We start from the raw sequence: 21,969 nt of genomic DNA on the forward strand, positions 1-21,969 counted from the left end.
CCCATCCCACGACGCGTTAATTACGACAGGGATTTAGCTTACGGCCCGCGGCCCGACGCCGTACCGGGACTCCTAACCGATGGCGTCGGCGCCCGGCTCGAAGGCCTGCTCCAGCAAGCTCCGTCGGTACGACTCCAACGCCACGAGATCGCCAAACAGTGCGTTGTAGCCGTCGGGGTCATTGCTGGGCGACATGCGCCGCAACTTCGACTTGATGTCGGCAATCTGGGATCCCACCCAGATCTCCTGCGACCGCGCGAGCACGCTCGAAATGTATTGCGGGATCCGATCGTCTTCGACGGGAATCGGTTCGACGGCCAACTCCGTCACCAGCGGGGCGACAGCCGGATTGTCAATCAGTAGGTTGTGAACGGCGTCGACCCAGGCCGCACCACCGAGCCCGCTGGCCGCACCACCGGCGTTGGCGATGGCCTCGCGGATCAATAGGTACGACGGGTCGGTGAAGCACTCTCCGGGCAGCGAGTCGAAGACGGTACCCGCGATCGCCGGATACTGCAGCGCGGACTTGAGCGCTTCGCGTTGCTGCCACAGTCGCGGATCGTTCGGCAACGGTCGGGCGGTCGGCGGAGTCGACATCGCTTCCGGCCGCGTCCGCGAATCCCGCTGCTGCTGACGCGAATGTCCGCCCCTGCCGCGGCCGTACCGCTTGGCGTCTCCGCGCACACGCGAAAGCACCTGGGCCACGTCGTCCCAACCGACCCAACCGGCAAGCTGACGTGCGTACTCATCGCGGAGAGCAACGTCGCGGATCCGTGCGACGACCGGGACCGCGTCCCGCAGCGCAGCCACGCGCCCTTCCGCGGTGTCGAGATCTTGCTTGGCGATCAGCATCTTGATGGCGAACTGGAACATGGGGATGCGGCGGGCGATCAAGTCCCGCAAAGCGGGGTCGCCGGATTTCATCCGCAGGTCGTTGGGGTCCATTCCGTCGGGAGCGACGGCGACAAAGGTTTGACCCGCCACCGACTGCTCCCCTTCGAAAGCCTTCATTGCGGCGGCTTGACCTGCCGCGTCACCGTCGAAGGTATAGATCACTTCGCCGCGGAAATACGAGTCGTCCATCATCAGGCGACGAATCAACGCGAGGTGGTCCTCGCCGAAGGCGGTGCCACAGGCTGCGACAGCGGTGGTGACGCCCGCCAGGTGCATCGCCATGACGTCCGTGTAGCCCTCGACAATGACCACTTGGTGCCCCTTGGCGATGTCCCGCTTGGCCAGGTCGAGGCCGAACAGCACCTGTGACTTCTTGTAGAGCATCGTCTCGGGCGTGTTCATGTACTTGCCGAGTTGGTCATCGTCAAAGAGCTTGCGGGCACCGAACCCGATGACGTCGCCGCCCAGATTGCGGATGGGCCACAGGAGCCGACGGTGGAATCTGTCGATCGGCCCCATCCGCCCCTGTTTCGACAGGCCGGCCGCCTCCAGCTCAGAGAACTGGAAGCCTTGCTTGAGCAGGGCTTTGGTCATCACGTCCCACCCTGCGGGCGCATACCCGCAGCCGAAATGCGCCGCGGCTTTGGCGTCAAATCCCTTGGCGGTCAAGAAGTCCCGTGCCGCTTGAGCATCCGGGGTCGCGAGTTGTTCGGCGTAAAACTGCTGCGCCGCCGCATTCGCCGCGACCAGCCTTGCCCGGGTACCGCGGTCGCGCTTGATGGCTGCGCCGCCACCCTCGTAGTTGATCGTGTAGTTGAGGCTGTCGGCGAGTTGCTCAACCGCCTCGACGAAGCTGACGTGCTCAATCTTCTGCAGGAACGAGTAGACGTCGCCACCTTCACCGCAACCGAAGCAGTGAAAATGCCCCTGGTGCGGGCGAACATGGAAGGACGGGGTCTTCTCGTCGTGGAACGGACAGAGTCCGGTCAACCGGTCAGCGCCGGCTCGACGAAGGGTCACGTACTCGCCGACGATGTCTTCGATCCGCGTCTGTTCGCGTATTGCTGCGATGTCGTGATCGGGGATTCGGCCTGGCACGCGACCAGTCTATGCGCCCTGCCCGATTCCCCGGTGACCACTGTCCACAGGATCGACTTTGCCCACCTTTCCGCAGGTCGCAAACCACCTCCGGCGTTTCATCACAAAAATGTCAGATCCCCGATCTACTGTGAAATCACCAATCGAACATTTGAGCGAATAATTAATTTTCGCGAACCAACGCCAAGGAGGCCATCATGTGCGAGTTCGATCCCCGGTGCGACGGCTCGGACGACCTTGTCGGCGGCGCACTCGCCCTCATCGCGCAGGGCCGCTGGGCGGTCACGGGCGTGTTCGGCAGTGTGGGCCATCCCCCGTTGGCCTACACCACCGGACTCACCGAGTTGGGCTTGCCGGAGTTAGCAATCACCGGCCTGCCACCCGATCTCGCCTGCGTGTTGCTCAACCACGCCGCGCAAGCATCGGTCGACGGCACCGTGGTCGCTGCGGGTTCGCGTGTTCACGCGGGCATGCGGAAGCCCGTGTGGTTTGAGGCGATCGACGTGATCGACCTCGAACCGCTGCGACTTAGTCGGCTGATCTTCGGCCAGGGCTTCAGCACCGTGCAGTTGGTGTGGCCCGACCACGCCGACCGCTACCCGTGGCAGGTTGGCTACTCCATCCCGTCCAACGTTCAACCCTTGATGGGTGTGCCGACGGCACGCCCCTCCTCGGGCAACGCGGTCGCCTGAGGTACGCCGTCACCCGAGGTGCTGTGCGGCGTTTATCCGGTCGCCCGCATCTTGTCGAGGGCGTCCGCCCGCACAACCGCCGCGTTCGCGATCAACAGGTCTGCGGCCACCATCGCCGGACAGTAGTCGGCCAATGTGGCCCACATGGCCCGGGCTTCGTCGGTCAGGACCGGCGTCTTCAGACGGCCATAGGCCTGCAGACGTCCAATCGCCGCGAAAGCAAGGGACTGCATCGATAGGAGCATCCATGGATTACTGATGGTGTCGACGCCGTGCAGCGCTTCGTTGCGGGCCGCGATCATGTCGTACAGCTCGGGTGAGGATCGTCGCACGTCGCGCAGCGTTTTGTTTACGTAGCGGGGGGCTTCCGAACTGACCGGGTCAGTCATCCACTCGTCGCGCCGATGGAAGGCCTCAATGGTCGCCGCAGTCCGCATGTCGACATCAACCAACGGTCCGGGCACAATCCGGAAGGGCTCAAACATTGCTTCCACCTGGGCACGGTCCATGTTGTTGACGGCGAGAACGTTACGGTCAAACACGCCGGTGCGCGGGTCCTCGAGGCGTCCCGTCGCCAGAATGCGCAGCAGGTCTTCGCCACCACGCGCCGCCAAAAACGACTGCACATTGTCGCGTTGCGGAGCATCCTGATCCACTACCGCCGACGTCGCCAGAATGCAGCTGATGAATGGGTTCGGGTGCGGCCCAACGTAATCCGTCGGTGCCTCAAAGATCTGTTCAGCCAAACCCGAACGAATCAACAAAGCCGGAATGCGCGACGGTGCGACCGGGCTGTCGCCCAGCGCCTCGAGGGAGGCCGTCGGTTCAGCGGTCAGAATCTCATCGACCGGGGCAACGACGGCATTGATCGGAGTCGCCTCCGGCGTCGGCGCGTTCACTTCTTCGGCCTGTACCGTGTCCAAACGCAGCCACTGCGCGGTCAGTCCTTCACCGACGTGGTCGATGGTTTCCGGTGCCTCGACCGGCGCCGACCGCACGACAGTCGCGATTTCCGTTTCTTCGGTATCGCCATTCTCGTCCTCGATCAGCGCAACGAGGGTGCCGGTGAGCAATCGCTTTGCGGCATCGCTCACCGACTTGGTTGCCAGCGAGAACTCCACACCCGAACGCTCGTCGGCTTCCCACTCGCGCACAATGTCGGCATCGGCGTCGAGCAGCGCGAACGACACATCGCTCGCACCCGGCACGCGAACCGTCAACCGGCCAGGGCCCGCCTCGTCCACACCGATCGTCGGCAACGACGTCTGCCATGTCGCCGAATGGCCCGGATGCTCAAACCGGATCTCCGCATGCGGCGGGCACACCACCACATCGAGGGCCGTCTCGTCGGTCCGAATCACCGTCGCACGTTCGGTCTCGATTGCCTCGAACGACAGCTCCGGCTCGTCGATCGTCAACCCCTCGGATGCCAGCACCGTCACCGATGTCGACAATCCGTCCGCCTCCGGCAACCGAAGTACCGGATCATGGCTGCATTCAAGACCTTCCGCGAGCACCACGGACAGTCGTAGGTCGAGGCCGTACGAATCACCTGCGGCAATCTCATAGCGCCCGATCAGTGGCTCGGCGAGGCCGTCAAACGGGTCGGCCGACGTCACGTAGTCAGCAGAGGCCCACGGGTAGTCGATCGCCCAGTCCAGGTCGCCAACACGGCGGACCCGAACCCGCCACTCCTTCGTGTCGTCACCGTCGTGCGCCGGCAGATCCACCAGGGGACGTTCGGCATAGACGGGGTCCCCCGACCGCGCCACAATGCCCGAAAGGGCTTCTGGCATCGCAAATCCCAGGGTTTCAATCGGAAGCACGCGGCGCGCACGACCGTCCTTGCCGAGGCGCCGAGCCGTTAGTTCCGCGTGCCCGGCAAGGTCCACCGTCCGCAATTCCCAGCCACCCCACGGGGCCGGGCGGCAGTCGGTAATGGCGATCTTTGTCCCGACCTCGGAGACCAGGTCCGTGTCATTTGGCACCAAGACCAGAAGTTCGGTGGCGGGCAGCGACACGAACCGAGAGACAATCCGACCGTCCACGCCAAAGACGATCAGCGGGTCGGTTGGGTCGAAAAGCGGAACGATTCGACGGATACCCGTATCGAGGTTGATGAGTACGGTCTCGCGGACCACCGCGTCAATCGGCAGGGAGGCCGCTTCGTCGGCGGGGACCGCAATCTGTTCGGGAGCGCCGCCGGTCCAAACTCGCCACGTGGTGTCGGTGGCCGACTGCGGCACCAGCACTCGAATCTCACCGTCGACTGCGTCGATCCGGACTTCGGGGAAGCGACTGGTGCACAACGCAATCGCAGCCGTGTCGCCGTCGAGGAACGGTGCCGACCGCAGGCAGTCGATGGCTGCGCGAAGAATGCCTGTCGGCAGGTCGGCCGTGGTCGGCGTAATGGCGTCGAGCGTCCACGTCGTCGGATGTGCCACGGTAGCGACCAGCAGTTCGGTGAGCCGATTGAAGATCCCGACGGCCACCGCGGGTGCGTACTTGAGCAGGATGCGGAACTCGGCGGGAAGGTTCACCTGCCGATGCTTAAAGCCGTGCTCGGTAATGTTTTCCAGAATGGCGGTGCCGCGGGGATCGCGCCCGGCGCGTACATGTTGCTCCACCACTTTGACGAGAGCAGCGACGGTCGTCGCACTCAGGCCTGCGTGCAACTTCATAAGCGGGGCAATGCTCTTGGCACGGAGCGCCTCCACGTCGCGGAGGCCGCATTCGCGGAGCAGATCGCCAAGGAGTTGCGCGACGACGGCCTCGAACGCCTCGTCGCGGTCGCGGCCGATGGTCTTCCAGAAGCTATCCCAGTACTCGGAGCCAGGCTCGGTGAGCGCCGCATGGCCGACCAACCCCGTGATCACCAACGCCGGGAACCGCATGAGCAGCGCGATGTGAGCACCCGCCGGAATCTCATCCATGAGGGCACCGATGTGGTCGCGTGCGCAGGCGTACTGCCGGGGATGAAGGTCAACCTCCAGTAGAAGGTCAACGCTGGTGAAGGAGTCCCGAAGCTCGGTCTCGAATCCGGTCGCACGATCCGTTACTGACGCCGTCATTCGAGCTGTCTCACCACACCTTTTCTCACGCTGGCACCGCACCGGTCGGGGGCCACCTGGACAGGGGGACATTACCTCTCGCGGACAGGTTTCTCCGCACCGGGATTCGGCTCTGTGTCGATGTTCACGCGGGCTTGACGAACCCCGTTTCTTGGCCCACACAAGTCCATCCGCGAGACCCCACGACAACTCCACGCGGATGCCGAGGTGGGCGATAGCTCACGGCGGCGTTGAGGTATACACGACCCCGCCGTCACCGTCTAGAACATCACTCCGGGATTCAATAGCCCGTCTGGGTCGACGGCCTTCTTGATCAGGCCCATTAGGTCCATGACGTCGTCGCCAACTTGGTCTCGGAGCCACCCCTTCTTGAGACGACCAACACCGTGTTCACCAGTTATGGTGCCGCCCAACGAGATTGCCAATTCCATGATCTGACCGAACGCCTGGTTGGCTCGGGCCGTCTCATCGGCGTCAGTGGGATCATGCACGATCAGCGGATGCGTGTTGCCGTCGCCTGCGTGCGCGATCACAGAGATCACGACACGATTTTTCGCTGCGATGGCTTCGACGCCGTCGATCAGATCGGGCAACGCTGGCAGTGGAACTCCGACATCTTCAAGCAGGAGTGCGCCGAGTTTCTCCACGGCCGGAATCGCCGCGCGACGGGCTGCGGTAAATGCTTCCGACTCCACCGCATCAGATGTTGAGAACACCTCTCCCGCGCCACACTCGGTAAAGGCCTTTTCGATGAACGCGACTTCGGCCTCACCTGCGGGGCCGGGGGCATCCGACTGGGCGACGAGCAGTGCGCCCGCAGTCCGGTCGAGCCCCATCTTCAACATGTCCTCCACGGCGTTGATGGAGATGGAGTCCATGAACTCCAACATCGCGGGCCGAATTTTCGCCGTCACGGCCACGACCGCTTCACTGGCCGCACGGACCGACGGGAACGACCCCACCACGGTGCATGCTGGCGGCTGCGGCGGCAACAGCCGCAGCGTCGCCTCGGTGACGATCCCGAGAAGACCTTCACTGCCAACGAACAGCTTGGTGAGGGGTAGGCCCGCTGAGTCTTTAAGTTGCTTGCCGCCAATGCGCACGGCACGACCGTCAGCGAGTACCACTTGCAACCCGAGGACATAGTCCACGGTCACGCCGTACTTGACGCAACACAGGCCCCCGGCATTGGTGGCCACGTTGCCACCAATGCTGCAGATCTCGAATGACGACGGGTCCGGCGGGTACCAGAGTCCGTGGTCGGCAGCGGCTTCCTTTACTTCCGCGTTGAGCATGCCGGGTTGGGTGACGACCGTTCGCGTCGCCGTGTCGACCGTCATTTGGCGCATTTTCTCGGTGGAGATCATGACGGCACCGTCGACGGCCGTAGAACCTCCGGACAGGCTGGTCCCCGCGCCCCGGGTGATGATTGGAACGCCTTGCGCGGCACACCATTTCACCGCTGTCTGAACGTGCTCGGTGGTCATTGGACGAACCAGTGCCAGTGGGATTCCGGCCGACGGATCGTTGGCTCGATCGAATCGGTACGCGCCCAGGATGTCCCGGTCGGTGATGACCATTCCCGCGGGCAGCGATTCGATGAGGGGTATTAGATCCGGTGCACTCATGGGTCCACGATAGATTCCCTGCTTCTCAACCATGCAGCTTCGTAACCATGCAGCCTGTCCGCGACATCTTGGCCCCAGCGTCTGGCCCCGGGGTCTTGACCCCAGGGCCGGGACAACATAGGTTCGCCGCAGAACGGATCTTTCCGTAACTCACTGTCACGGAAATCCTGGTGGACTAGTTCGGGAGTTGGCATGGAAACCTTTTCACGCGCAGGCCTGACCTTCGACGTCGTCGACTCGTCGGAGGACCCCTCTGTGCGCACCGACAAGGGGACCGTGGTTCTGCTTCATGGTTTTCCACAAACGTCGCATTCGTGGCGTCTGGTGACGCCGCTTCTGAATCAGCGCGGCTATCGAACGATCGCGCCGGACCAGCGCGGCTACTCTCCGCAAGCCCGCCCGCGCGGCCGATTTGCTTACCGCATCAGCGAACTCGTCAGCGATATTGAGTCGCTGATCATCCAGTCCGATGCTGGGAAGGTTCATCTCGTCGGACATGACTGGGGCGGACAAGTTGCCTGGGCCTTGGCTGCAACGCGCCCCGATTTGGTGGAAACGCTGACGAGTATCTCGGTGCCGCACCCCGCCGCATTCGTCGCCTCCATCAAGCAAAGCGACCAACTCCGGCGGTCGTGGTACATGGGCGCATTTCAATTACCAGCGCTCCCGGAGTGGATGGCGCAGGTGCGGCCGCAAATGTTCGAGAAGATGCTCACCGATACCGGTATGGATGAGGCGATGATCGCCGACACCTACGAGCGCGTGATCAATACGGAGTCCCTGACCGGCGGTATCAATTGGTATCGCGGCCTCCCTTTCGCGAATCCAAAGAAGACTGGACGACGCATTACTGTCCCGACTTCGCACGTGTGGGGTGCCGGCGACGGTGCCCTGACGCGTCGAGGCGCCGAACTCACCGGCAACTATGTGAATGCCGACTACCGACTTCACATCCTCGAACACGCCAGCCACTGGATCCCCGACCAGAATGCGTCGGAGCTAGCCGAGATCATCTTGGATCGCATCGAAAACTAGGTCAGCCGCCTCCACCCTCGGAGACCAAAAAGACGCGGGCCGGGTCTGTCTAGACCCGGCCCGCGTCGAACGTCGTGCTCGGTTACACCGGGCGGAAGCCGGAGCCGACCGCCGTGGTGCGGTTGAGAACCTTAACGATGTCGGTCATCTTGGTGGCGACCATCGGCGTGTAGATCGGAAGCGCCGGGTGGACGCACTCGATCGAGGTACCGGGGCCCGCGATAGTCAGCGCACCGTTAAGCATGCCGACAACGCGACCGTTCGAGATGATGGGGCCGCCGGAGTCACCGGGGGCTGCGCACACGTAATTGAATGCGGTGGCACCCTCGGAAACAAGAGTAGGGCCGCAGGTGTAGCCGGTGGTACGGCCCGACTTGCAGACATTGCTGAACGGCTGCGGGTAGGTGCCGACACGCGAAATGCGGGCGGGCCCCACCGATCGAACGGGGCGGACGCGGCTCGGATCGAGGCGGATCACAGCCACATCCCACGACTTGCTCTTGGTGACGATGCGTCCAATGGTGCCCGCGCCGCGATTGCGTTCCAGCGAGATGGGCGCACCGAGGTTTCCGCAGTGGCCTGCGGTCAGCCCGACGAGATTGCCGCTGCGGTCGTGGCCAACTGTCGTCATGGTGCACAAGTACTTGCCGCTGATGACGATGCCGGAGCCACCACCGACAGCTGTGGTCGGTGCCGCGTTGGCGACCGAGACGGCGGCCGGACTAAGCAGCATTGCCGCAGCTCCAACGGCAAAAAGTGTTCGACGAATGAGCTTCACTTGGTTCCCCCAATAGGTGTGAAATCAGTTGCTGTCCGATGCGCGGTAGTCCCGCAACCTCGAACGTGGAGGATCGACGACCCCCGCACGGAACCTGAATGCCCCCCAGATTCCTTCAGCAGTCAAACACACGGACGTCTATCTCCCAAACGGGGCACGCATGCGGTCACTCACACTCTTGAAAACGGTGTGTTGCAGCACGCCGGGGCCGCACCACCGGTCGCTCCGGTTCGATTCGGCCTGAAGCTGTCGGATCCTGGTGCTAGCTTCATCGCCAATACGGCAATTGGAACAGTGCCGCGAATTGTTAAACACGAACTAATCGCCACCGCGACGGACTACCGCGCACGCCCGCAACGGCTGCGCTTCGCCACTAGAGTGGTGGAGCCAACCCCAACCTGCGTTAGGAGTGTCGTGACCTCGCAACCGCGGAAGCCGTTGAGCGCAGATCTCGACCCCGACGGCATTGTCCGCTTGCGCCGCAGCAACGCATTCGCTGCTGCCCGCACCAGCCCCCACATGTCGGGCGCGCAGTTGTTGCCCGGTGGCCTTCCCATTGAGCAAGACATCGTGTGGGTATTCCCGGCGTTGATGTCAACGCCGATCACCCCGTTCACCGTGCGCACGCACGTCCGTCAGGCCTGGCAGTATTCGGTCGGCGCCATCTTTCACCGCGCCATCATCACGCATGCCCGGTTTGGACCAACATGGGTCGACGGACTACGGCACGCCGCCCAACTAGCGGTCAACGAACTGTATTCAATCCGAGTCACCGACCTGCCTGTCGTGGATGTGGTCGCGGGCCTCGAAACCTCGATCGACCTCTTCGGTCCACCAAACTCCGGCCTGCTCCACGGTGTCGAATGGGGTTTCGGTGCCGAGTTCACCCTCGCGAGCGCCTATGGCGACACGTTCCGGCAATCATCGACCGACATCGTTCGGTACCGGTCGCGGCAGGCTGTCTTTGAGCAGGAATGGCCGCTCATGCAGCACCGACTCCCCCAACTCACGCAGCACTACATCGGTGGCGCCTACGACATCGTCGCGGCGTGGAACGACGACCGCAGCCTGTCGGCAAGCACCCTCCGCGACCAAGCCCGCACCCTCACCTACGACCTCCTCGAACGTTTCAACCCAATCTGAAAATCGACGGAGGCCGCGACCGCGAGGGTTGTCAGAGCCCTGGCCTATCGTGTGCCGTACGAGAGGAATCGCATGACTAACCCCTTTAGCAACCCGTTCGAACCCCCGGACTTCGACGCGCCACAGACATCGCCGAGTGTCCCCACGCCGACGCCTGCGCAGCAGCGATATCCGGACCAGCCTGCCTACACGGGACAGGCCACTGGCCTGCCGCGCCCCGGCCAGATGCTACTGAAAGTGCTCGGCTGGGTCATCCTGCTGTTCGGCGCGTTGATCACGATCGCCGCACTCACAGACTGGTCCGAACCCGGAATGGCCGTCGCGATGACCTTCTTCGGGCTCGCGTTTATCGTCGCCGGTAGCACCATGATCTGGAAGAAACTCCCGTGGCGAATCGCAGGCCCGACGATCGGAGTACTGGTTTTGATCTGCTTCGTCATCGTCGGTTTCACCGCGCCCGATCCCGACACCACTTCATCGACGCCAGCCCACAGCCAACTCATCCGATAGGACTCCCCAATCGAGGCACCGTGAGGCGCACCGTCGCCCGGTCGATACCCTGACCAAGTGCAATTCGACGAAATCGTCGCCGTTCGGAAGAGCAACGCGGCCTGGCGCCTCCTGCGCGCCGACAACGCACCCCTGCTGCTCTCGTTTCTCGGGCGCGTGTTTGTCGACGACAATGTCCGCGAAATTTCCGAATCAGCTCTGATCAGTCTGCTCGACGATGAGCTGTACAGCTTGAACAAGCGACTCGGCGAAGGAACGTATCCACGCACGCCAAAGGCGTACCTGGACGAATGGTCGGCCGCCGACACCGGCTGGCTCCGCAAGTACTACGTCATCGAATCCGACGAACCACACTACGACGCAACCATCGCCGTAGAACGCGCCGTCTCCTGGGTTCGCTCGCTCCGCGACCGCGGCTTCGTCGGCACCGAATCACGCCTCAACACCGTCTTCGATCTGCTGCGTCAGATTGTGTATGGCACCAGCACCGACGCTGAGATCCGCCTAGCCGAACTTCATCGTCGGCGCGCCGCAATCGACGCCGAAATCGCCGCCGCTGAACGGGGCGATTTCCACGTCCTCGACGCCACCAGTCGCCGCGACCGCTACCAGCAGTTCGCCGACATCGCGCGGGCCCTCCTGTCCGACTTCCGCGAAGTGGAGTCAAACTTCCGCACCCTCGACCGGCAGATGCGCGAGCGCATCGCCACCTGGCGCGGCACCAAGGGCGAGCTACTCGACGAGATCGTCGGCAGCCGCAACATCATCAGCGACTCCGACCAAGGTCGCAGCTTTCAAGCCTTCTACGACCTACTTCTCAATGCCGAACGCCTCGACGAACTCGACGAACTGGTTCGCAGCGCGCAGGCCCTCGACGATGTCGCAGACGCCGATGTCCGCCTCACCAACATTCACCACGACTGGCTCGACGCAGGCACCCGAGCGCAAGGCACCGTCCGACGCCTCTCCGAACAGTTGCGGCGCTTCCTCGACGATCAAGCCTGGCTGGAGAACCGGCGCGTCATGGACCTGCTGCGGAACATCGAAACGTCGGCGTACGCCGTTCGCGAGCGACGCATCGACGACTTCACCATCGAGATCGACTCCCCCACCCCGAACGTTCACCTCCCCCTCGAGCGGCCACTGTTTCGACCCTCCAGCAACGTCGAAGTGGCGAGCGATGGCATCGAAGAAGGCAACGCCGACGGCGAATCGGAGGCATTGTTCGAACAAATCCACGTCGATCCGGTACCCCTCATCGAGGGCGTCCGCCATCTGCTGCGCCGCCGCGATCAGGTGACCCTCGCCGACGTGATCGCCGACAAGCCTCTCGAGCATGGGCTGGCAGAGCTCATCACCTACATTTCACTATCCGACGAAGGTTTCTCGAAAGTCTTCGATGAGGACACGCACGAGTCGGTGACCTGGAACGACGACGCGGGCGGCACACGGACCGCCCACATCCCCCGCATCATTTATGCCCGTCGAAACCCGACCGATCAGGAGACCCGATGAGCCGGCCCGTGCCCCGCAACGAGCTCAACCTTCCGCTCGCGGTCACCTCGCTGATGAAGGGCGTCGTCTACCGCGATACCGCCGAATCCACGTGGCGCCATGTGCTCGGTCTGGCGTCGCAGGTCAGCGACTACGTCGCGACGCTGGGCCTCGCAGTGGTCATCGACGAGGCTGAGGGCTATGCCTTCCTACGGTCGAAGAGCGACGACGAACTCGCCGACCTGGGGATTCCGCGGCTTGTCGCACGGCACCAACTCCCGCTGCACACCTCGTTGCTGCTGGCCTTGCTGCGCAAGAAACTTGCCGAACACGACACCACCGACGCCGGCGAGCGGCTCATCTTGACCGGTGAACAACTCCGCGACCTGGTGAGTCCATTCTTCCCGGCCACCACCAACGAAGCCCGGACCATCGATCAAGCCGACACCGCCATCCGTCGCGTCGTCGACCTCGGCTTCCTGCGGCGCATGCCGGGCCAGGATGGCGAATACGAAGTCCGGCGCGTCATCAAGGCCTACGTCGACGCACAGTGGCTGGCCGATTTCGATGCCCATCTGGCGGAGTACGCCAGCATCTCCCGCGAGGAACAACTATGACGGGCCTGTTTGCCCCCACCGAATTGGAGAACCCGAGTTCAGCGCGGTCGGGGTTCCGGCTGCAGCGTTTTCAGGTCCTGAACTGGGGCACCTTCGACCAACGCGTCTGGACCCTCACGCTCGACGGCGAGAACGGCCTCCTCACCGGCGACATCGGCTCCGGCAAGTCGACGCTGGTCGACGCCCTCACCACGCTTCTGCTGCCCGCGCACCGCGTCGCCTACAACAAGGCGGCCGGAGGTGAGTCCCGTGAGCGCGACTTGCGGTCGTATGTGCTGGGCTACTACAAGTCCGAACGCAACGAAGTGACCGGAGCTTCGCGGCCCGTAGCGCTGCGCGGCATGAGCAACTACTCGGTGATCCTCGGTGTCTTCGCCAACGAGGGCTACGACGAAACGGTCACCCTGGCGCAGGTGTTTTCCATGCGCCACGACAGCGGCCAACCGGAGCGGTTCTTCACCGTCACCGACCGTGCCCTCGATATTGCCACCGACTTCGCCGACTTCGGCTCCGACCTCCGCGCACTGCGAAAGCGCTTGAAGGACAGCGATACTCGCATCCACGAGCACTTCCCCGAGTACGGCCGCGACTACCGTCGTTCGCTCGCGATCCGCTCCGAGCAGGCCATGGAACTGTTCCACCAGACGGTCTCGATGAAGGCCGTCGGCAACCTCAACGACTTCGTCCGCGACCACATGTTGGAGCCATTCGATTCCAGCGGGTGGGTCGACACGATGGTCGGCCACTTCGAGGATCTCACCGCCGCGCACGACGCTGTCGTCCTCGCACGATCACAGCTGGAACAGTTGGGTCCGCTGCTGGCCGACGACGACAAGTACCGTCGCCACACAGCCATGGCCGCCGAGTTGAAGGAACGACGCGGCGCTCTGCGGTCGTACTTTGCGCAGCAAAAGTACAACCTTCTCGCTGCCGACCTCGAAAACCACAACCGGGATCTCGTCGCCGCGCGCACCGCTCTGGAGACCGTCGACCGTGACCTGGCCGATCTGCGAATCGCATTGCGCGAGTTGGAGTTACGACAAGCTGGCCTCGGCGGCACCGACATCGCCGCACTCGAACAGCAGATCACCGAAGCCCAACGCCAACGAGAAGAACGGGCCGTCGCGCACGAGCGGTACTCGCGCCTCATCGACGACGCAGGCCTGGCCCCGGTGCAAGATCGTGGGCAGTTCGACCACCGTCGCACCGAGGTGTCCGACGCCGTAACCGCCCTTGACGCTGACACCGTCGAAGTCGAGAACTCGATCAACGAGGTCCGATACAGCCGCCGTGAACTCGACGGTGAAGGTCGTCGAGTGGCGAGCGAGATCGCTAGCCTCCGCGGGCGCACCAGCAATATTCCCGACCGCAATCTCCGAATCCGTGAACTCATTTGCACCGGTGTCGGCATCGATCACGACGAACTCCCCTTCGTCGGTGAACTCATTGGCGTCCGCGACGACGAGTCCCGCTGGGAGGGGGCCGCCGAGCGTGTGCTGCGCGGCTTCGGGCTGTCGTTGCTGGTTTCCACCGACCGCTACGACGAGGTTTCGGCCTGGATCGACGCCAACCACCTCGGTGGTCGCGTCGTGTATTTCAAAGTGTCCGACCATGTTTCGTCGAAGGGGGTGGCGACTCCCCCGGCTGGCGCGCTGGCCCACAAGATCGACATCAAGGAAGGCCCGTTTGAGCGGTGGCTGGAACGCCGACTGTTTGAGCGCGCTCGCCACCTGTGCGCCGAGACGCTCGAGGAGTTCCGCGCCGCCGAATTTGCGGTTACCGAATCCGGGCAGGTCCGCTCGGGCGGTGGCCGCCACGAAAAGGACGATTCGCAGCGCGTCGACGACCGACGCAACTATGTTCTCGGGTGGAGTAACGAGCAGAAGATCACTGCCCTTTTCACCGCCGGGCAGCGCGTGCAAGACCACCTCAATCGGGTCGACGCCGAGGTTACCGAGTTGGAGGAGCGTCGTCGGATCCTGATGAGTCGGCGCAATGCGCTGACCAGCCTCGACGCCTACCCGAGTTTCGACGCGATCGACTGGGCCTCGTCGGCCGCACGCATCGCGGAACTGACGCAGCGGAAGTCGGACTTGGCGCGGTCGTCGTCGGAACTCGCGGAGGTCACCGATGCGATTGCCGCGACCCGCGAGCAACTCTCGGCCGCCGATGCCACCCGAGATGGTCTGCGCGACAAGGTCTCCCGCCTGGAAATGATGCGCGACCAGGGCGAGAAGTCGCGCGCCGCCGCCCAAGCTGTCACCACCGAACCCGAGTTCGCCGACGCCGAACCCCATTTCGAGGCGATCGCGACGTCGGTGGCCGAGTACCGCGCCACCGTCGCGGAGGGATCCGCCGAGCCACTGACCGTCGCTGAGTGCGGCGAGTTGGAGGTCTCGATGACCGAGCGCCTAACTGATTCGTCAGAGCAGCACTCCTCACGCGCGGGCACCTTCGAGACTCGGGTGGTGGCGCGGATGTCGGACTTCAATCGCAGTCACCCCGTACTAACCACCGAGTTCGACGCCGATATCGCCTCGGCCGACGAGTACCGGGAACTGCACCGGCGTCTGGCCGAAGACGACCTGCCGCGTTTCGAGTCGGAGTTCAAGAACTACTTGAACACCAACGCGATCCGCGACATCGCGATCTTCGCCGCCAAGCTCAACAAAGAAGTACACCTGATTTCCTCGAAAATCGACACGATCAACGAGTCCCTCGCCGGCATCGAATACAACCCGGGCCGCTACATTCGGCTCGACGTGAACCCGACTGCCGCGCAAGATATTCGCGAGTTCCGCGCCGACCTTCGACGCTGCAGCGACGGCTCCCTCGAGGCCGACGCCGAAGGCGAAGAGACCACCGAAAGCTACGCCGAGGACAAGTTCCTGCTGGTGAAGGCGCTCGTCGAACGCTTCCGCGGCCGCGAGGGCTTCACCGATGTGGACCGCAAGTGGACCGAGTTGGTGACCGATGTCCGCAACTGGGTCACGTTCGCGGCATCGGAGCGCTACCTCGACACTGACGCCGAGTACGAGAATTACACCGACTCGGACGGTAAGTCGGGCGGCCAGAAGGAGAAGTTGGCGTACACGATTCTGGCGGCCTCGCTGGCGTACCAGTTCGATCTGAAGTGGGGCGCCACCTGCTCGCGCGACTTCCGCTTCGTCGTCATCGATGAGGCCTTCGGTCGCGGCTCCGACGACTCGGCACGCTACGCGCTCTCCCTATTCGCGCGCCTCGGCCTGCAACTCCTGATCGTGACCCCGTTGACGAAGATCTACACCATCGAACCCTTCGTCTCCGCCGTCGGCTACGTCGAAAACCGCGGCGGCAGCTACTCCCAACTCCAGTGCCTCACCATCGAGGAGTACCGGGCCCGCCGCGACGTCGTGGTCACGTAACGGTCCGCGCCTCGGCTTCCCGGTCGGCCGCCGCCACCACCTTCGACGACAGCGACACCAGCGCATCAATCTCGGCTTCGGTGAGCTGATCGGCGAACATGCGCTGGATCAGGGCAGCGTGGTCGGGGGCCGCAGCCTCCAACCGCTCGCGGCCGTGCGGCGACAACGCCACAACGATTCCCCGCGCATCTTCCGGCGCTGGCGACCGCGTGACCAGGCCCCGCTTATCCATGCGCGCCAGATGACGCGACAGTCGTGCCTTGTGCCAGGTCAACGACTTCGCGAGGTCGCGGGCCCGCATACTGTCGTCGCGTTGCGCGGACAAAGTCGTAAGGACGTCGTAGTCCGGCGCCGACAGCCCGTGACGTTCCAAATCGAACGCGATTTCGCCTTCCACGCGGATACGCAGCCACACATACGCCATCCACGCTGACATGCTGCGATCGTCGAGCCACTGGGTCATATACCCAGCCTATCGACCACACGTAGTCCGTCGATCAAGAAGCACTCGTAGCCCCCGCCCGATCACTAATGTCGAAGGACACCGGCAACCTGGTCAGGAGTCACAGAATGAGTAATCGCGTGTTCGTCGTCGGCGTTGGCATGACGAAATTTGAAAAGCCCGGATCCCGCGAAGGCTGGGACTACCCCGACATGGCCCGCGAAGCGGGAACCAAGGCCCTCGACGATGCTGGCGTCACCTACGACCAAATTCAGCAAGCCTACGTCGGCTACGTCTACGGCGACTCCTGCTCCGGCCAGCGCGCCGTCTACGAACTCGGCATCACCGGGATCCCTATCGTCAACGTCAACAACAACTGCTCCACCGGGTCCACCGCCATCTATCTCGGGGCCGAAGCGATCCGCGGTGGTCGTGCGGACTGCGTCCTGGCCTTGGGTTTTGAGAAGATGCAGCGCGGTTCGCTCGCCGCCGGATACACCGACCGCACCAGCCCGCTCGAAAAGCATGTGATGACGCTCGCCAAGCTGTACGAGCCGCAGCCGCCGATTGCGCCGTACATGTTTGGGGCTGCCGCCCGCGAGCACATGGAGCGCTACGGGTCCGCGCCCGAGCATTACGCGATGATCGGCGAAAAGAACCATCGCCACTCGGTCAACAACCCGTACGCGCAGTTCCAAGACGAGTACACGCTCGAGGAGATTCGCGAATCGCGCTCAATCTATGAGCCACTCACCAAACTGCAGTGCTCGCCCACCTCTGATGGTTCCGGGGCGGTCGTGCTGGCCAGCGAAGCTTTTGTCCGCGCACACGACCTCGCCGACCAGGCCGTCGAAATCCTCGGCCAGGCCATGGTGACCGACACCGCGTCGTCGTTCGGCGACAGCGCCATCTCCGCAGTCGGCTTCGACATGAGCCGCAAGGCCGCCGAACTCGTCTTCGCCCAAGCTGGCCGCAGCATCGACGAAGTCAACGTCATCGAACTCCACGACTGCTTCTCCGCCAACGAACTCATCACCTACGAGGCACTCGGCCTGGCGAAGGTCGGCGAGGGCCACAAACTCATCGAGAACGGCGAGACCACCTACGGTGGTCGTTGCGTGGTGAATCCGTCGGGCGGTCTCATCTCGAAGGGCCACCCCCTCGGTGCCACCGGTCTGGCACAGTGCAGCGAGCTCACGTGGCAGTTGCGGGGCACCGCAGATCAGCGGCAGGTCGACGGCGCGCAATTAGCCCTGCAGCACAACATTGGCTTGGGCGGCGCGGTAGTCGTGGGGCTGTACCAGAAGGCTGTCTTGTAGTTTCGGCGAATCGCGTTGAGTTTGCTACGCATACGGTGGCAAACTCAACGCGATTCGGCTGCATCGGACAAGAGTGCCGCGACCTCTTCGATCGTCTCCGTTGGTTTCTCGTTCAACATGTGCCAGGTGTAGACCTTCTTGCGCCATTTGGCGTCCTCGAGGGCGTTCAGCTTCGCGCGGTCGGACCCGAAGCGGTCGTGCTGGTAGTGAAAGGCCCAGCCGTCGATCTCGACCGCAACCTGCAGTTCCGGCCAGGCAAAGTCCAGTCGCCACCGACCAAACCGATACTGCTGCACCCAACCTGTGATTCCGGCTTCGCGCAGCAGGCGCACAAACAGTCGCTCAGCCTCCGACTCCGAATCCTCCGAGGCAATTCGCACGAGTTCGCGTGCTTCCGGCATACCGATGGTTCCCGCGTAGCGCTCCAGCATCGACACCAGCTCATCGACCCGGACCCGGCCCTGTTGCAGGACCCGATCGAGGAACCTGGTGCCGTCGTCAAGGGCAACCGCGGCGAACACTGCCGTCGCCGGCAGCGAGGTGACCGAAAGACCGCGAACCTCAACAACATCGACCGGGTGCAGAAACCGTCGAGATAGATCAACGTCACCGAACCGCCATCGCCCGGGGTGGATGCGGTTGGGAGCGGCAATCGTGAGTTGATGCGGCAGGTTGGGCAGCATGCCGTGCCACCACGCGGCGGTGGTTCGGTCGGCGACGCCTCGATGGGCCAGGACTGCGGCCCGGACCAACACCGCCTCCGTCAGCGGATGTGCCGCAGATCGAAAGATCGCCCGCGCCATTGGAACCCAGTCACCTTGATCGACCCGGCGCGCGATCTGCCTCCGCGTGAGCCCACACTCCAAGGCCTGCGCCGTCGTAACGACGCCGTCTCGGGCTGCGAGCAGTTGTGCAATTTCCCCGTTGTACTCCACCCAAGTTGGACGCAGTGGCTCCCCGTTCGGTTCCGCAACACGCCGAGCGCGTTGAATTTGCTACGGATAAGGTCGCAAACTCAACGCGCTGACACCTACATGCCGATCGAACCGCCGTTACTTCGCCAAGCTCTCGTCTTCGTCATCTTTCCGCAATCAATCAGTCGGGCGCATACGGTGAACGGAGACGCCGAAAAGAGCCCCAGATTGGAAAGTCTTTTGGGTTGCGTTGTACGACACAGCTTTCAGTCTGCGTCGTCGGCTAGCTCGTTGACGTACTCGCGAGACTTAGCTTTCAGAAGCTCGGCGATCTTGGTGGACGCCTCAGCCAAATCCTCACTGAGCCTGGTCAATTCGTCTGCGAGGTCGGGGAAAATCATGGCGAAGTCATCAAGTGCGACGGTTGCCTGCGTGAGCACCATGAACTTTCCAGCCTGGTCAGCCAACCCGTTCATTCGGTCAGCGGCTGCGAGCTCATCCTCGCCCAGTAAGCCCCTGTCTACTATGGCGTCAACATCTGTGTCTTGATCGTCGGCCCAGGCGAGTGCTTCCTGCCAGGTGTCGAAGTCCCGGTCGCCCTCGGTGGGCGAGGGCGGCGCGTCTGCGTCTGTGTCTCCGAGGGTGGCGACGATACGGCCGTCAGACTCCCTTCGACCAATGACATAGATGGATCCGCTCATGCGACTACAGCTTTCGGGTCAGTGGTCGACGTGTCGGCCGGTTTGCCGGGCTAATTGTTGGGTGAGTCCCGCATTGTTCCTTTCTGGTCTCGTTCACAGCGTAATTGGCCATAGCCGCTGACGCGCCCTACCCGAGATCCACGATGAAAATGTTCGGCGCAAGCTCAGCCAAATCGTCACATGCCGATCGAACCGCCGCCCCTGCGCCAAACTGCGACCACCGACGGTCGTGGCTGGGAGCTTCCACCGTCGGGCCAGTGCGAGAAGGGCTTGTCCGCAGAGTGGTCGTCGTCTTCGCCCGGGTGCTGAACGCAGACGATGACGCGCTTGTCGTCAATGATCGGGCCGCAGGTTTCGCCGCCACGCGGGACCGTCAGGAACTGTTTGGTTTCGCCACGGCGGTCGCCGTCGAGGGCGACCGCAAACAGTCCATCGTTGCTGTCGAGAGCGTTGCCGTCGGTGGAAATCCACAGATTGCCGTGCGGGTCGAAAGCCACGTTGTCGGGACACGAGATGGCGCTGACCTTGGTCTTGTCGAAGCCGCCGTAGTAGGTGTCGGCCTCCGCCGGGTCGCCGCAGACAAGGAGAAGGTCCCAGGTCAGACTCTCACCGACATGGTCGTCGGTGATTTCTAGGATCTGGCCGTTCTTGTTCTCGTTGCGCGGGTTGGTCGCGTCGCGTCCCGGCTTCCCGTCGACACCGCGCTTGCTGTTGTTCGTCAGCGCCGCGTACACCTTGCCGGTGGCCGGGTTGGGTTCGATGTCTTCGGGACGATCCATCTTGGTGGCCCCGACCTTGTCCGCGGCTTCGCGGGTGTAGACGGCAACTTCAGCGGCCGTCATGCCCTGGATGTGCGACGTCGCCGAACCGTCCGCGTTCACGGTCATCAACTTGTGCCACTTGCCAGTGCCTGCGGCGTCGTCGACGGTGACGGGCCTATCGCTGGAGAACGACGCCACGTACAGGGCGCCTTCGCTGAGGATGCCCATATTGTGCCGCTTGTCGCCCTCTTTGATTTTGCGGCTGGAGACGAACTTGTAGATGTATTCGAAGCGTTCGTCGTCGCCGGAGTAGACAACGACGGTGCCCGCCGCGGGACCGTCGTTGACGACCCACACGGTCGCGGCCTCGTGCTTCAGGCGGCCCAGTGCCGAGTGCTTGAGCGGCGTCGACTGCGGGTCGTCGGGATCAACTTCCACGACGTACCCGAAACGGTTGGCTTCATTGGGTTCTTTTGCGAGGTCGAAGCGCGGCTCAAACTGACCCCACTGGTGGTAGTCGGAGTCGTCCTCGAAGCCGTAGCGCTTCAGGTGCGCGGCCGCGGCCTTGTCGGTGACCTTGCTGGTGTTGGAGAAGTAGTTGTTGAAGTTCTCCTCGGCGGACAGCATGGTGCCCCAAGGGGTGATGCCACCGGAGCAGTTGGCGATGGTGCCGAGGACCGTGGTGCCGGTCGGGTCGGCGGTGGTCTTCACCAGGTCAGTGCGGGCGGCCGGCCCGGTGATCCGGAACGGGGTGCTCGCGGTGATCCGACGATTGCGCGGCCCAACAACCGGCGTCAGCGAGCCGTCCTTGGCGGAATCCTTGACCTCGAGAACCGTGATGCCGTGGGCGGCCATCGCGATCCGCGCCTGCTTCTCGGTCGGTTCTTTTTCCTTGTACCCGCGGAACATGAACTGCTCGGTCGTGTACTCCTGGTTCACCACCAGGTACGAATGCCCGGGCACGCCCGCAATCGGGATCAGACCGGCAAAGTCGTTGTTGAACCCGAACTGGCCCGCCTGCGCTTCGGGTGTTTGATTGTCGAAGTCAAACTCTGGTGCGCCAGGTAGGACGGGATCACCCCAGCGGACCACGACCTTCTGGTCATAGCCTTTCGCCGTGATCAAGGCGTCGTCGGTGTTGGGCTTCACCGGGTCGAAGCGCATGCCGTCGTAGGGGCCGCTCGCGGTGGTCGTGGTGTCGTCGCCGCAGGCAGTCAGGAACGACGTCGCTCCCGCGGCCACGACCGCGCCGACTGCGCCACGCAACACCGTCCGCCGTGACAGTGCTGTCCGGGCGACGTCGCGGAAGTACCTGTTATCGCTGGTGTTGCCCGGTTCATGCCAGCACGCCTCACCGCACTTGTACTTGCAGGTGACGCGCGAGCGGGCGGAACGACCAACGTCGTCTCCACCAGCGGTAAACAGTTGTAACGGGATTCGCATGGGCCGACCGTAAAGTCGTCAGGTC

At 63.4% G+C, this 21,969-nt stretch carries 16 protein-coding genes; 8 read left to right on the forward strand and 8 right to left on the reverse strand.

Annotated features, from left to right (window positions below):
- Positions 1-72: 72 nt before the first annotated feature.
- On the reverse strand, positions 73-1,992 hold the full coding sequence (gene dnaG / locus WBA38_RS03645; protein WP_424296485.1) for a DNA primase: 1,920 nt from the start codon (positions 1,990-1,992) through the stop codon (positions 73-75).
- A gap of 197 nt (positions 1,993-2,189) precedes the next feature.
- Here dnaG and WBA38_RS03650 point away from each other — a divergent pair, with 197 nt between their 5' ends.
- The gene (locus WBA38_RS03650; RefSeq protein WP_424322058.1) at positions 2,190-2,684 is read left to right on the forward strand and encodes a DUF4262 domain-containing protein; all 495 of its coding nucleotides are present in this window, start codon (positions 2,190-2,192) and stop codon (positions 2,682-2,684) included.
- A 32-nt stretch (positions 2,685-2,716) separates the two neighbouring features.
- On the opposite strand, the gene WBA38_RS03655 is transcribed toward WBA38_RS03650, so the two are convergent.
- Both WBA38_RS03655 and WBA38_RS03660 read right to left on the reverse strand, forming a co-directional pair.
- Complete coding sequence (locus WBA38_RS03655; RefSeq protein WP_424322059.1) at positions 2,717-5,755, reverse strand: hypothetical protein; 3,039 nt, start codon at positions 5,753-5,755, stop codon at positions 2,717-2,719.
- Positions 5,756-6,015: 260 nt separating this feature from the next.
- A complete protein-coding gene (locus WBA38_RS03660; RefSeq protein ID WP_424322060.1) occupies positions 6,016-7,383 on the reverse strand; it encodes an FAD-binding oxidoreductase in 1,368 nt (455 codons plus the stop codon).
- 192 nt (positions 7,384-7,575) lie between these two features.
- Here WBA38_RS03660 and WBA38_RS03665 point away from each other — a divergent pair, with 192 nt between their 5' ends.
- Entirely contained in the window at positions 7,576-8,418 is an 843-nt protein-coding gene (locus WBA38_RS03665) for an alpha/beta fold hydrolase (protein ID WP_424322061.1), read from the forward strand.
- An 82-nt stretch (positions 8,419-8,500) separates the two neighbouring features.
- Here the strand turns inward: WBA38_RS03665 and WBA38_RS03670 are convergent, their stop codons facing one another.
- A complete protein-coding gene (locus WBA38_RS03670; RefSeq protein WP_424322062.1) occupies positions 8,501-9,151 on the reverse strand; it encodes a S1 family peptidase in 651 nt (216 codons plus the stop codon).
- A 459-nt stretch (positions 9,152-9,610) separates the two neighbouring features.
- Between WBA38_RS03670 and WBA38_RS03675 the strand changes: the two genes are divergently transcribed.
- The 5 genes from WBA38_RS03675 to WBA38_RS03695 all read left to right on the forward strand — a co-directional run bounded on the left by WBA38_RS03675 (position 9,611) and on the right by WBA38_RS03695 (position 16,364).
- Positions 9,611-10,339 carry a hypothetical protein gene (locus tag WBA38_RS03675; RefSeq protein ID WP_424297341.1) on the forward strand — a complete coding sequence of 243 codons (729 nt, stop codon included), beginning with the start codon at positions 9,611-9,613 and terminating at the stop codon, positions 10,337-10,339.
- A 72-nt stretch (positions 10,340-10,411) separates the two neighbouring features.
- Positions 10,412-10,849, forward strand: a complete 438-nt coding sequence (locus WBA38_RS03680; protein WP_424322063.1) for a hypothetical protein — start codon at positions 10,412-10,414, stop codon at positions 10,847-10,849.
- 57 nt (positions 10,850-10,906) lie between these two features.
- On the forward strand, positions 10,907-12,364 hold the full coding sequence (locus tag WBA38_RS03685) for a DUF3375 domain-containing protein (RefSeq protein WP_424297338.1): 1,458 nt from the start codon (positions 10,907-10,909) through the stop codon (positions 12,362-12,364).
- Positions 12,361-12,960: a DUF4194 domain-containing protein gene (locus WBA38_RS03690; RefSeq protein WP_424297336.1), complete on the forward strand. Its 600-nt coding sequence runs from the start codon at positions 12,361-12,363 to the stop codon at positions 12,958-12,960. Before WBA38_RS03685 ends, WBA38_RS03690 begins: the two co-directional genes overlap by 4 nt.
- The gene (locus tag WBA38_RS03695) at positions 12,957-16,364 is read left to right on the forward strand and encodes an ATP-binding protein (protein WP_424322064.1); all 3,408 of its coding nucleotides are present in this window, start codon (positions 12,957-12,959) and stop codon (positions 16,362-16,364) included. Before WBA38_RS03690 ends, WBA38_RS03695 begins: the two co-directional genes overlap by 4 nt.
- On the opposite strand, the gene WBA38_RS03700 is transcribed toward WBA38_RS03695, so the two are convergent.
- Positions 16,357-16,827, reverse strand: a complete 471-nt coding sequence (locus WBA38_RS03700; RefSeq protein WP_424297332.1) for a MarR family winged helix-turn-helix transcriptional regulator — start codon at positions 16,825-16,827, stop codon at positions 16,357-16,359. The two genes, WBA38_RS03695 and WBA38_RS03700, sit on opposite strands and share 8 nt — an antisense overlap.
- 107 nt (positions 16,828-16,934) lie before the next feature.
- Here WBA38_RS03700 and WBA38_RS03705 point away from each other — a divergent pair, with 107 nt between their 5' ends.
- Positions 16,935-18,125 carry a lipid-transfer protein gene (locus WBA38_RS03705; protein ID WP_424322065.1) on the forward strand — a complete coding sequence of 397 codons (1,191 nt, stop codon included), beginning with the start codon at positions 16,935-16,937 and terminating at the stop codon, positions 18,123-18,125.
- A gap of 44 nt (positions 18,126-18,169) precedes the next feature.
- On the opposite strand, the gene WBA38_RS03710 is transcribed toward WBA38_RS03705, so the two are convergent.
- The 3 genes from WBA38_RS03710 to WBA38_RS03720 form a co-directional block, all read right to left on the reverse strand.
- On the reverse strand, positions 18,170-19,060 hold the full coding sequence (locus WBA38_RS03710; RefSeq protein WP_424294105.1) for a type IV toxin-antitoxin system AbiEi family antitoxin domain-containing protein: 891 nt from the start codon (positions 19,058-19,060) through the stop codon (positions 18,170-18,172).
- Between the two features lie 245 nt (positions 19,061-19,305).
- Positions 19,306-19,740 carry a hypothetical protein gene (locus WBA38_RS03715; protein WP_424322066.1) on the reverse strand — a complete coding sequence of 145 codons (435 nt, stop codon included), beginning with the start codon at positions 19,738-19,740 and terminating at the stop codon, positions 19,306-19,308.
- Positions 19,741-19,916: 176 nt separating this feature from the next.
- Complete coding sequence (locus tag WBA38_RS03720) at positions 19,917-21,944, reverse strand: PhoX family protein (protein ID WP_424322067.1); 2,028 nt, start codon at positions 21,942-21,944, stop codon at positions 19,917-19,919.
- Positions 21,945-21,969 lie beyond the last annotated feature (25 nt).

The sequence above is a fragment of the Gordonia sp. (in: high G+C Gram-positive bacteria) genome (assembly GCF_049647785.1).
Lineage (GTDB): Bacteria > Actinomycetota > Actinomycetes > Mycobacteriales > Mycobacteriaceae > Gordonia.